Raw genomic sequence first — 11623 nt, forward strand, 5'->3', positions numbered from 1 at the left:
GGCCGCTCACGCCTTCGGGTTCTTGAGAGCCCAGTTCCAGCGGCGCACGCTCACCGCGGCGAAGAGGCCGGCCTTGGCATAGGGGTCGTTTGCGGCGATCGCGCGGGCGGCCTCCTCGCTCTCCGCCTCGACGACGACCATGCTGCCGACCGGGTCGCCCGCCTCGTTCAGGAAGGGGCCGGCGAAGGCGAGGCCCTCGCCGAGGCTGGCGAGGTAGTCGAGATGGGCGGCGCGCGTGTCCTTGCGCAGCGCCAGGGCGCCGGGCTTGTCGTCGCAGAGAAGGGCGAAGAGCATCGAGAGGTCCTTTGAGGCTGGCGGAAAAGGGTCAGTCGGTTTCGCGCTTCAGCGGCCGGGCGAGAAGCGCGCGCGCCGCCTCGTCGACGGTGAGGCGGTTGTCGAGGATCGCCGCGACCGTTTCGACGATCGGCGCCTCGATGCCGGCCTCGCGGGCGAGACGGGCGGCGATGCCGGCGGAATAAACGCCCTCGGCGAGCTTCAGGCCGGACAGGTCGTCGCCGCGCCCGAGCGCAGCGCCGTAGGCGAAGTTGCGCGATTGCGGCCCGGAGCAGGTCAGCACGAGGTCGCCGAGGCCGGACAGGCCCATCAGCGTTTCCGGCCGCCCGCCGAGCGCCTGGCCGAGGCGGCGCAGCTCGACGAAGCCGCGCGTGACGATCGCGGCGAGCGCCGAGGCGCCGAGGCCGCGGCCCGACACGATTCCGGCGGCGAGCGCCAGAACGTTCTTCAGGGCGCCGCCCGCCTCGACGCCGCGGATGTCGGCGGAGGCGTAGCAGCGAAATCCCTCGGCCGAGAGCCATCGCGCCGCCTCGTCGGCGAGCGGCTCGGTGCCGGCGGCCACCGTGACGGCCGTCGGCAGGCCGCGCGCGACGTCGTCGGCGAAGCTCGGCCCGGACAGGACCGCCACCCGCGCATCCGGAAGCTCCTCGGCGACGATGTCGGAGGCGAAGCGGCCGGTCTCGCGCTCGATGCCCTTGGAGCAGACGACGGCGAGGACGCCGGGGGCGAGGCTCGCACCGCGCGCCCCGCGAAGGGCGGCGCGCAGCGCCTGCGCCGGAACCACGAGAAGGAGGATGCCGGCCGCGGTGGCCGCGCCGGCAAGCTCGCCGGAGACCGCGAGGTCGGGCGACAAGCGGATGCCGGGCAGGTAGCGCTCGTTCGCCTGCGCTTCGCGGATGCGCGCCGCGGCCGCGCCGTCGCGTGCGACGAGCGTCACCGTTCGGCCGTCGCGGGCGTAGAGGTTGGCGAGCGCCGTGCCCCAGGCGCCGGCGCCGAGAACGGCGATCGACGGAGCGGGGGCCGCGTCGCTCATGCCTTGGCTCCGCGCTTGCCCGAGCCGACGAGGGGCGCGGCGGCGGCGTCGAGCGGCCAGCGCGAGCGCACGGCCACGTCGAGCGGATCCGTCATCCCGGCCTCCAGCCGCTCCAGCCCGGCATAGGCGATCATCGCGCCGTTGTCGGTGCACAGCGACAGCGGCGGGGCGATCAGCCGCATGCCGGCGCGTGCCGCCTCGGCCTCCAGGCTCGCGCGGATCGAGCGGTTCGCCGCGACGCCGCCGGCGACCGCGATGACCGGTTCGGCAAGGTCCGGAAAGGCCTCGCGGAAGCGGCGGCAGGCACGGCCGACCCGATCGGCGAGGACGTCGACGGCGGCGGCCTGGAAGCTCGCGCAAAGGTCCGAAACGTCCCGCTCGCTCAAGGGCGCGGCCGCGCTCGCCGCCTGGCGCAGCGCCGTCTTGAGGCCGGAGAACGAGAAGTCGAGCCGCGCCTCGCCCTTCAGCGGGCGGGGCAGGGGAAAGCGGCGCGGATCGCCCCCTTCGGCCGCCCGCTCCACGTTGGGGCCGCCGGGATGGGGCAGCGACAGGAGCTTGGCCGCCTTGTCGAAGGCTTCCCCCAGCGCATCGTCGATCGTCGTGCCCCAGCGGTGATAGCGCCCGAGTCCCTCGACGAGGAGGATCTGCGTGTGGCCGCCCGAGACGAGAAGGAGAAGAAACGGATAGTCGACCGCGTCGGTAAGTCGGGGCGTCAGCGCGTGGCCTTCGAGGTGGTTGACCCCGACGAAGGGGCGGCCGAGCCCCAGCGCCATCGCCTTGCCCGTCGATGCGCCGACGAGAAGGCCGCCGACGAGGCCGGGCCCGATCGTCGCCGTGATCGCCGACAGGTCGCGGGGGGCGATGCCGGCCTCGCCGAGCGCCGCCGCGACGATCGCGTCGATCGCCTCGACGTGGGCGCGCGCGGCGAGCTCTGGCACGACGCCGCCATAGGCCGCGTGCTCGTCGACCTGCGAGCGCACGACGTTCGACAGGATGCGCGCGCGGCCCGCCGCGTCCCGGCCGATCACGGCCGCGGCGGTCTCGTCGCAGCTCGTCTCGATGCCGAGGATGAGGGTGTCCGTCACGGGCGGGCTCGAACTCGAAGAAGTCGTCGGTGTGATGGGGCGGACATAGCGAGCCGCGGCACGCCGCGCCAGCCCGGGCGGCACGGCGGGGCAGAAAACCGGCCCTCGCGGGTTCCGCCGGACGCCGCGGGGGATTAAATGGGCGATCACAGCACTCGCATTCGAAAGGCAGGCCCGCCACGATGGCCGCAGGATCGTCCGACCTCATCCGCATCGGCACGCGCGGCAGCCGCCTCGCGCTCGCCCAGGCCCACGAGGTGCGCGACCGCCTCGCCCGCGCGCACGGCTTGAGCGAAGCGGACTTCGAGATCGTCGTGATGTCGACGGCCGGCGACCGCATCCAGGACCGGCCGCTTTCCGAGGTCGGCGGCAAGGGCCTCTTCACCCGCGAGATCGAGGACGCGCTTCTGACAAACCGCATCGACCTCGCCGTGCATTCGGCCAAGGACGTCGCGACCATCCTGCCGGACGGGCTCGTCCTGTCGGCCTTCCTGCCGCGCGAGGACGTTCGCGACGTGTTCGTCGGGCGCGCCGCGCGCCGCCTCGCCGACCTTCCCCACGGGGCCGTCGTCGGATCGGCCTCGCTGCGGCGCCAGGCGCAGGTGAAGCGGTTGCGCCCGGATCTGAAGCTCGTGATCTTCCGCGGCAACGTCCAGACGCGCCTCGCCAAGCTCGAGGCCGGAGAGGTCGACGGCACGCTTCTGGCGCTCGCGGGCCTCAACCGGCTGGGCCTTGCCGAGGTCGCGACGGAAATCCTCGACACCGCCGATTTCCCCCCCGCACCCGGCCAGGGCGCCATCGCCGTCGAGAGCCGGGCGGGCGACGCCCGGACCGCAGCGCTCGTCGCCCCGATCCACCACGCGGAAACGGGCACGGCGCTGACGGCCGAGCGCGCCTTTCTCGCGACGCTCGATGGCTCCTGCCGCACCCCGATCGCCGCCCATGTCCGCCTCGACGGAGCCGGCCGGCTCGACTTCCGCGGCTTGATCCTGACGCCCGACGGCGCCACGGTCTTCGAGACGCGGGAGGAAGGGCCGGCGGCCGAGGCCGAGGCGATCGGGCGCCGCGCCGGCGAAAGCCTCCTCGCCGAGGCCGGGCCGGACTTCTTCGCCGGATGGGCGGCCGGCGCGATCCGGCCGATCTGAACGATCGTGGGCGCGACCGTTCTCGTTCTGCGCGAGGAAGACAGCGCCCGGCGCACCGCCGACCTCCTGCGCCGGCGCGGCCACGCGCCCGTGTGCCTGCCGCTGGAGCGGATCGAGGCGACCGGCGAGCCGCCGCCGCCGGGAGCGTGGAGCGGCTTCTGCATCACCAGCGCCCACGCGGTCGCGCCATTGGCCGGGCGCTTCGCGTCGGATCCACGCCCCGTCTTCGCCGTCGGAGAGGCGAGCGCGAAGGCCGCGCTGGACGCGGGGTTTCCGGCCGTTCTCGCCGGACGCGGCGCGGCGGAGGATCTCGGCGCCGATGTTCTCGCGCATCTCGGCGCGGGGGGCGGACCGCTCCTCTACGCCGCCGGCGAGCCGCGCACCGGCACCCTGGAAGCGGGCCTTCAGGCCGCCGGCCTCGGCTTTCGCGCCTGGGATGTTTACCGGACGGTCGCGCTCGAACCTAGAGCCGAGGCCTTCGCCGCTTCGGGCGCAGCGCGGGCGAACGCGGTCCTCGTCCTGTCCGTCGGACAGGCCACCGGCCTCCTGCGCCTGTTTCATCGCCTGCCCGGCACCGGTCCCGGCGCCCTGCTCTTTCTGTGCCTGTCGCCCCGCATCGCCGCTGCGCTCGGGCCCCTCGGCGCAGGCCGGACGCGCGTTCCGGCAGCGCCCCGGCTCGACGCGCTTCTCGACCTCGTCGATGCTTGAGCGCGACGAGCCCGTTCGCACCTGTTCAAGGCGCTCCTCAGGCTCTAGTTCTGGGGTCCTGCGGCGCGGCGGCGGCGCGCGAACGTTCTGCGATTCGCGCGCCGCCGCGTCGAACCGACCCATCCGAGCGCGGCTTCGCTTGAACAACGGGAGGACTCCGGGATGAACGATCGAGAGCGCCGCTCCCGGCCCAAGCGCACGCCCGCGACGATCGACCTCGTAGCGGAGAAGAAGGATCCCGTGGCGAAGACACCGGAACAAAAGTCGGGCGGCGCCGAAGGCGCGGGCCGCGGCACGGCAGGCCCGGCCAAGCCGGCCGATGATCGGTCGGCAAGCGCCGTGAAGTACAGCTCCGCCACGATCGGCGACGCGAAGTCCGGCAGCGCGCCTGCCGCGCCGCAGGCTTCCGCACCGCCGTCGACCACGGCGACGGCATCGGCATCGGCATCGGCCGCCAAGCCGGCGGCGCCGGCCAAGCCGGGTGCGGCTCCCGCCTCGCCGCCCGCCTCCGGGGCCAAGGCGAGCCCGCAGGCTGCCTTCGCGGCCGAGGAAGGGCTGAGCCCGTCGTCCAAGCCGGCGACGCCCGTCGCCGGTTCGCCATCCGCGACCGCAAAGCCCGCGGCGCCCTCCGCGGCCGGCAGCGCATCCGGCGCCAAGCCCGCGTCCGCATCCGCTCCGGCGTCGTCGACGGCCAGTGCTGCGCCCTCACCGGCGACCAGTGCTTCCGGCCCTGCCACGAAGGCGGGCGAGCTGCGTGCCGGCAAGCCGTCCGGTGCCGCCACCGGGGCTCCGGCCGCGACCGGCACCGGCGCCGGTGCCGCCGCTGCGGTCGCCGCCGCGGGTGCCGCGACGAGGCCGGGCCTGTCGCTCGAAACGGCGCGCTCCGGCTCGGCCGGCGGTGCGGCCATGGCCGCGCCCGGCACAACCTCGCCGTCGGCATCGCCGGGATCGACCGCAGGCGGATCGACGAGCGCGGCGGCCAAGCCCGCCGCCGCCGCGCCGCGTCCGTCGTCGACGCCCGCTTCCGCTTCGACCCCGAGCCACGGCCATTCGCACGCGCATGATCACGGCTCCGGCGGCGGTTTCGGGCGGGCGCTCGCCGGCGGCGTCATCGGCGCGGTTCTCGCGCTCGGCGGCGCGGCCGCCCTTCAATATGCCGGCGTCCTGCCGGCCGTCGCGCCCCAGGCCGCGAGCCCGGCGCCGACCGATGCCGGCGACACGGCCGGCCCTTCGCCCCAGGCGCTCGCCGACCAGATCGAGCAGCTGCGCGGCCAGATCGCCAGCATCGAGGCGGCGGGCACCGGCGGAACGCCGCAGTCGGCGACCCAGCCGGCGGTCGATCCCGCGCAGCTGACCGCGCTCGACCAGCGCCTCGCCGCGCTGGAGTCGGGCGCCAATGCGGGCCCGGAGGCGCGCAGCGCGGCCGAGGCGGCGAGCCAGGCCGCGGCCGCGGCCCAGACCACCGCGACCGAAGCGCGCGACGCGGCCGGCGCCGCGCAGCGCCAGGCGGAGGCGGCGCAGGGCGCAGCCGAGGCCGCGCAAGGGGCGGCGACGGAGGCGGGCAACACCGCCCGCGCCGCGCAGGAGCTCGCCAACGCCACGGCCGGCGCAGTGCGCAACGCGCAGGACGCGGCCAACAACGCGGGCGCCGCCGCCGGCCGTGCCCAGGAAGCGGCCGAGGGCGCGCGGGAGGAGGCGACGAGCGCGATCGCCGGGCTCGAAACGCGCGTCGCCGCCGTCGAGGAAAGCAACCGCGAGGCCGGCGTCGCGCTGGCCGCCGCCGGCCTCAAGGCCGCGGTCGACCGCGGCGGCCCCTTCATGAGCGAGCTCGAAACCTTTGCCCGCACGGGCGGGGAGGGGGCGTCCGCCGCCACCGACCGCCTTCGGGGCTTCGCTGCCGACGGCGTGCCCTCGGCGCAGGCGCTCGCCGCCCGCTGGCCGGAGGTGGAGCGCGCGATCCTCGCCTCCGAAGCACCGCCGAGCACGGCGCCGGTCTCCGAGCAGATATTCTCCGGCCTCCAGGGCCTCGTCTCCGTGCGGCCCTCCGGCGCCGCGCCGGCCGGAGAGACCGGCCTTGCCGCCAGCACGTCGCGGCTCAGCGCCGCCGTCGAGGCCGGCAACTGGCGGGGCTGGCTCACCGAATGGCAGTCGCTGCCCGAGGCCGCCAAGCAGGCCTCGGCCGACTACCAGCGCGAGGTCGAAGCGCGCGTCGCCGCCGACGAGGTGGTCGGCAACGCGCTCGGCAGCGTCCTCGGGGGCGATGGCGCGGCTCCGGCTGCGCCCGCCGCCGGCCAACAGGGTTGAGGACACCACACGATGCTTCGGATCCTCTCCTTCTTCCTGCTCGTCCTCGTCGGCGCGCTCGTCTTCTCCTGGCTGGCCGACAATCCGGGCACGGTGTCGCTGAACTGGCTCGGCAACGAAGTCCAGACCAGCGTCACGGTGTTCATCATCGTGCTCGCCCTCTTCGTTCTCGCCGTGCTTCTCGCGGTCTGGCTGATCGGGCTCCTGTTCAAGACGCCCGGCTCGGTCGGCTCGTGGTGGAGCGGGCGCAAGCGTGACCGCGGCTACGCGGCGCTGAGCCAGGGCATCATCGCGGCCGGTGCCGGCGACGCCGTGCTCGCCCGGCGCATGGCCAAGCGTTCCGAGAAGTTCCTCGGCGCCCGCCGCGAGCCGCTGGTGCGCTTCCTCGACGCGCAGACCGCGATGATCGAGGGCGATCACGCCCGCGCCCGCTCGGCCTTCGAGCAGATGGAGCGCGATCCCGAGACGCGTCTCCTGGCGCTGCGCGGCCTCTACCTCGAAGCCGAGCGCACCGGCGACTCGACCGCGGCCCGCTACTATGCCGAGCGCGCCGCGCGCGTCGCCCCGCAGCTTCCCTGGGCGGGCGGCGCGGTGCTGGAGGCCAAATCCGTCGAAGGCGACTACGAGGGCGCGCTCGCGATCCTCGAAGCCCGTCGCGAGGCGCGCCTCATCGACCGCAACGAGTCCAAGCGCATGCGCGCCGTGCTCCTCACCGGCAAGGCGATGGACCTCGCCGAGAAGGACCCGGCCGCCGCCAAGACCGCGGCGGTGGAGGCGACCAAGCTCGCGCCCGACCTCGTGCCGGCCGCGATCGCCGCGGCGCGCGCGATGTTCCGGCTGGGCGACCTGCGCGGCGGCTCGAAGATCCTGGAAACGGCCTGGACCAACTCGGCCCATCCCGAGATCGCCGACACCTACGTCAACGCCCGTCCCGGCGACAGCGTCGCCGACCGCATCAAGCGCGCCGAGCGGCTGCGCGACCTCAAGCCCGGCAACGTCGAGAGCCACATGGCGCTCGCCCATGCCGCGCTCGACGCGAGAGACTTCGCGCTCGCCCGGCGCCAGGCGCTCGCCGCCGTCGCCGCCGAGCCGCGCCAGAGCGGCTATCTTCTTCTCGCCGACATCGAGGAAGAGGAAACGGGGCAGATCGGGCGCGTGCGCGAGTGGCTCGCCCGCGCGATCCGCGCCCCGCGCGATCCCGTCTGGATGGCCGACGGCTACGTCGCCGAGCACTGGGCGCCGGTCTCGCCGGTCACCGGCCGGCTCGATGCCTTCCAATGGAAGGTGCCGCCGGAGCGGCCGAGCGGCGCGCTCGGTCCGGTGATCGAGAACGCGCCCGGCGACGAGGCCAAGACGGTGGGTGGCGGCGGCGCGATCGCGCACGAGGCCGCCCCGGCCGCCGGCACGGGCGCTGCCGCTGGCACCAACGGCGCGGCCAAGGTCGCGGTGCCCGCGCCCGACGCGCCCGACGCCAAGGCCGGCAAGTCCGCCGTCGAGGCGACGGCGGCCACCCGGACGGGAGCCGCGGCCTCCGTCCCCGCCGGCGAGCCCGCACCGGCTCGCGCCTGACGGCGAGGGTCCAACCCCGCACCGCCGATTGCTGAGCGATCGCCCCGTTCGGGGGAGATCGGACCCAGCCAGCCAACGATCGGAGGGTTCGGCGCGATCGGAGGTTTTTGCATTGCGGCGGAACTTGCGGCAGAACAGGTGAGCGGGAGCAAACGTTTCCCGCTCACCTGTTCCACGCGTCACGTTTCGGACCGACCGATGTTTGAGGCCGTCAAGGAGTTCCTGCGCACGCTGAGCGGCGAGGAGGGCGCCCGCGGCTTCGGCCGCGACGGCAACGACGACCCGCGCGTGGCGGCCGCCGCGCTGCTCCACCACGTCGCCGAGGCCGACGGCGTCGTGTCCGGACCCGAGCGCGCCCGGCTGAAGCGGATGCTCGCGGAGGCCTACGGTCTCAGCGACACCGAGGCCGCCGCCGTGACCGCCGCGGGCGAGAAGGCCGACGCCGAGGCGGTCGACCTCTACCACTTCACCTCCGTCCTCCTGCGCCGGCTCTCGGCGGAGGAGCGGCTGGCCTTCGTCCAGCTCCTGTGGCGGGTGGCCTATGTCGACGGCGGCGTCCACGAGCTCGAGGACAACATCGTCTGGCGCGTCTGCGAGCTCCTCGGCGTCTCCACCCGCGACCGGATGATCGCAAAGCGCAGCGCGGAAGACCGCCTCCGGGAACGAAGCGAAGGCGCATGACGGACTCCCCTTTCGAGCCGCCGGACCACGACGCCGGGGAGGCACCCGTCGATCCCGTGCCCGGTCCGCCCCGCTACAGCCTGGAGGATCCCGGCGACGATCGTCCGGTCCTCGTGGTGCTGCATCAGGAAAGCTCGACGCCCGGCCGCGTGGGGCAGGTGCTCGCCCGGCACGGCGTTCCGCTCGATATCCGCCGTCCGGTGCTCGGCGACGCGCTGCCCGACACCCTCGACGCGCATCGCGGCGCCGTCGTCTTCGGCGGCCCGCCGAGCGCCAACGATCCCGACGCGCATCTCCGGGCGGAGGTCGACTGGATGGCGGTGCCCTTGACGGAGAACCGTCCGTTTCTCGGCATCTGCCTCGGCGCGCAGATGCTGGTGAAGCATCTCGGCGGCACGGTCGGCCCGCGCCCCGACGGGCTCGTCGAGGTCGGCTACTACCCGATCCGCGCCACGCCGGCAGGCCGGCGCCTCGTGCCGCATTGGCCGGAGATGGTCTATCAGTGGCACCGCGAGGGCTTCGATCTGCCGCGCGGGGCGACGCTTCTCGCCGAAGGCGACTGGTACCCGAACCAGGCCTTTGCCTACGGCGACAACGCCTTCGGCATCCAGTTCCACGCCGAGCTGACGCTCGCCATGATGCACCGCTGGACCGTGCGCGGCCACGAGCGGTTGACGCTGCCGGGCGCGCAGGGGCGGCGCCAGCACTTCGACGGCCGCGCCGTCTACGACGCGCCGGTGCTGCGCTGGCTGGAGGAGTTCCTCGCGCGCATCTTCGGGCGGCGCGTGTCGTGACCCGCCGCGTCACCACGGTCGGCTTCGACGCCGACGACACGCTCTGGCAGAACCAGACGCATTTCGACGCCGCCGAGGAGCGCTTCGTCGCGGCGCTGGAGCGCCACGCGCCGGCCGATCTCGTCGCGACGCGCCTCCACGCGGCCGAGCGGCGCAACCTGCCGCTCTACGGCTTCGGGGTGAAGGGCTTCATCCTGTCGATGATCGAGACGGCGGTGGAGATCCTCGGCGAGCGCACGCCTCACGCGCTGGTGGCCGAGCTTCTCGCCACGGGCCGCTCGATGCTCGATCATCCCGTCGAGCTCCTGCCGCACGCCCGGGAGGCGGTGGAAGCGCTGCGGGGCGCCGGGGGCGTGCGCCTCCTTCTCGTCACCAAGGGCGACCTTTTCCACCAGGAGCGCAAGCTCGAAGCCTCGGGCCTCGCCGATCTGTTCGACGGCGTCGAGATCGTCAGCGACAAGACGGCGCGCACCTATGCCCGGATTTTCACCGCCCACGGCGACGGGGCGGAGCGCGCCCTCATGGTCGGCAACTCGCTGAAGTCCGACGTCCTTCCCGCGCTCGAGGCCGGCGCCTTCGCCGTCCACGTGCCGCACGAGCGGCTCTGGGCCTTCGAGGCGGCCGAGGAGCCGACCGGCCACGCCCGCTTCCGGCTGATCCCCGATCTCGGCCACCTGCCCGGCATCCTCGCCGAGATCGGCTGACCCCCTTATTCCGGCGCGGCGAGCCGCCGGACGCGGCGCAGCTGCGGGAACATCCAGGCCCAGAGTCCGGCGACGCCCATCGTCAGCGCGCCGCCCACCGCCACGGCCGGCACCACGCCGATAAAGAAGGCCATGACGCCGGCGCGGAACTCGCCCAGCTCGTTGGAGGCACCGACGAAGAGGAGGTTGACGGCGTTCACCCGCCCACGCACCTCGTCCGGCGTCCAGAGCTGGATCAGCGTTTCGCGCACATAGACCGAGATCATGTCCGTCGCGCCCATCAGCGCGAGCGCCAGGATCGACAGCCACGGCGCGGTCGACAGGCCGAACACCACCGTGAAGGCGCCGAACAGCGCGACGAAGCCGAACATCACGATCCCCGCATGGTCGCGCACGGGATGGGCCGCGAGCCAGGCCGCCATGGCGAGCGAGCCGACGCCGGGCGCCGCGCGCAGCAGTCCGAGGCCGAACTCGCCGACATGGAGGACGTCGCGCGCATAGGCCGGAAGCAGGGCCACCGCGCCGCCGAGCAGAACCGCGAAGAGGTCGAGCGTCACCGCGCCGAGCACCACCGGCTGTCGGCGGATGAAGCGGAAGCCGGCAGCGACCGTTTCCAGCGTCACCGGCTCGGGCGCGGCTCCTTCCGCGGCGACCTCCGCGTCGCGGGCCGTGCGGCCGATCATCAAGGCGAGAACGGCGCCCGCGACGAACAGGACGAAGCCGGTGGCATAGGCCGTCTCGGCGGCGTGGCCGTAGAGGAGGCCGCCCGCGACCGGCCCGACGATGGTCGCGATCTGCCAGGAGGAGGAGTTCCAGGCGACTGCGTTGGCGAGCTCGTCGCGCGTGACGAGGTTGACGACGAGCGACTGCGAGGCCGGTCCGAAGAAGGCGCGAGCGGCGCCGATCCCGACGAGCACGACGAAGACCGGCACCGGCGAAACGAGCCCGTGGATCGTCAGGAGGAGGAGCGCCAGGGCGCCGACGCCTTCCAGCGCGCTGGAGCCCGCCATGATCAGCCGGCGCGACCAGCGGTCGGCCGCCGCCCCGGTGAACAGGAACAGCGCCAGAGAGGGCAGGAACTGGCAGAGGCCGACGATGCCGAGGTCGAGCGTCGATCGCGTCAGGTCGTAGATCTGCCAGCCCACCGCCGTCACCACGATCTGGACAGCGAAGGAGGAGGCGAAGCGGGCGAGCCAATAAGCGCGGAAGCGGGGATTGCGGAAGGCTGCGAACCGGTCGTCCACCGGAACGGGCGAGGCGCCGCCGCCCGGCGCGGAGCCGGTCCGCTCGTCGATGATGTCGTTCA

Annotated in this window: 12 protein-coding genes; 7 read left to right on the top strand and 5 right to left on the bottom strand. The window is 74.1% G+C overall.

Translation table 11 applies throughout. From position 1 onward, the window contains the following. Positions 1–6 precede the first annotated feature (6 nt). Genes FZN60_RS21600 through tsaD form a run of 3 tightly spaced genes read right to left on the bottom strand, consistent with a single transcriptional unit; the run spans position 7 to position 2412 of the window. A complete protein-coding gene (locus FZN60_RS21600) occupies positions 7–294 on the bottom strand; it encodes a YciI-like protein (RefSeq protein WP_158875590.1) in 288 nt (95 codons plus the stop codon). A 31-nt stretch (positions 295–325) separates the two neighbouring features. Beyond that, positions 326–1327 (bottom strand): NAD(P)H-dependent glycerol-3-phosphate dehydrogenase, encoded by a 1002-nt coding sequence (locus FZN60_RS21605; RefSeq protein WP_158875591.1) that lies wholly within the window; start codon positions 1325–1327, stop codon positions 326–328. Then, positions 1324–2412, bottom strand: coding sequence for a tRNA (adenosine(37)-N6)-threonylcarbamoyltransferase complex transferase subunit TsaD (tsaD, locus tag FZN60_RS21610; RefSeq protein ID WP_158875592.1), 1089 nt, complete (start codon positions 2410–2412; stop codon positions 1324–1326). The genes FZN60_RS21605 and tsaD overlap by 4 nt, the downstream gene beginning before the upstream one ends. Before the next feature lie 182 nt (positions 2413–2594). Here tsaD and hemC point away from each other — a divergent pair, with 182 nt between their 5' ends. Both hemC and FZN60_RS21620 read left to right on the top strand, forming a co-directional pair. Further along, a complete protein-coding gene (gene hemC, locus FZN60_RS21615; protein WP_158875593.1) occupies positions 2595–3557 on the top strand; it encodes a hydroxymethylbilane synthase in 963 nt (320 codons plus the stop codon). 6 nt (positions 3558–3563) lie between these two features. Next, a complete protein-coding gene (locus FZN60_RS21620) occupies positions 3564–4265 on the top strand; it encodes a uroporphyrinogen-III synthase (protein ID WP_158875594.1) in 702 nt (233 codons plus the stop codon). A gap of 44 nt (positions 4266–4309) precedes the next feature. Here the strand turns inward: FZN60_RS21620 and FZN60_RS21625 are convergent, their stop codons facing one another. Further along, positions 4310–5248 (bottom strand): hypothetical protein, encoded by a 939-nt coding sequence (locus tag FZN60_RS21625; protein WP_158875595.1) that lies wholly within the window; start codon positions 5246–5248, stop codon positions 4310–4312. Here FZN60_RS21625 and FZN60_RS21630 point away from each other — a divergent pair. The 5 genes from FZN60_RS21630 (at position 5172) to FZN60_RS21650 (ending at position 10317) form a co-directional block, all read left to right on the top strand. After that, the gene (locus FZN60_RS21630) at positions 5172–6569 is read left to right on the top strand and encodes a COG4223 family protein (protein ID WP_158875596.1); all 1398 of its coding nucleotides are present in this window, start codon (positions 5172–5174) and stop codon (positions 6567–6569) included. The two genes, FZN60_RS21625 and FZN60_RS21630, sit on opposite strands and share 77 nt — an antisense overlap. A gap of 12 nt (positions 6570–6581) precedes the next feature. Continuing rightward, positions 6582–8138, top strand: coding sequence for a heme biosynthesis protein HemY (locus FZN60_RS21635; RefSeq protein WP_199266622.1), 1557 nt, complete (start codon positions 6582–6584; stop codon positions 8136–8138). Positions 8139–8336: 198 nt separating this feature from the next. Beyond that, positions 8337–8819, top strand: a complete 483-nt coding sequence (locus FZN60_RS21640) for a tellurite resistance TerB family protein (protein WP_158875597.1) — start codon at positions 8337–8339, stop codon at positions 8817–8819. After that, positions 8816–9613 carry a glutamine amidotransferase gene (locus FZN60_RS21645; protein WP_158875598.1) on the top strand — a complete coding sequence of 266 codons (798 nt, stop codon included), beginning with the start codon at positions 8816–8818 and terminating at the stop codon, positions 9611–9613. The genes FZN60_RS21640 and FZN60_RS21645 overlap by 4 nt, the downstream gene beginning before the upstream one ends. Further along, positions 9610–10317, top strand: coding sequence for an HAD family hydrolase (locus FZN60_RS21650; RefSeq protein WP_158875599.1), 708 nt, complete (start codon positions 9610–9612; stop codon positions 10315–10317). The genes FZN60_RS21645 and FZN60_RS21650 overlap by 4 nt, the downstream gene beginning before the upstream one ends. A gap of 5 nt (positions 10318–10322) precedes the next feature. Here FZN60_RS21650 and FZN60_RS21655 read toward each other — a convergent pair whose 3' ends face one another. Next, entirely contained in the window at positions 10323–11615 is a 1293-nt protein-coding gene (locus FZN60_RS21655; protein ID WP_246727059.1) for an MFS transporter, read from the bottom strand. Positions 11616–11623 lie beyond the last annotated feature (8 nt).

It is taken from the genome of Antarcticirhabdus aurantiaca (assembly GCF_009765365.1).
Taxonomy (GTDB): Bacteria; Pseudomonadota; Alphaproteobacteria; order Rhizobiales; family Rhizobiaceae; genus Antarcticirhabdus; species Antarcticirhabdus aurantiaca.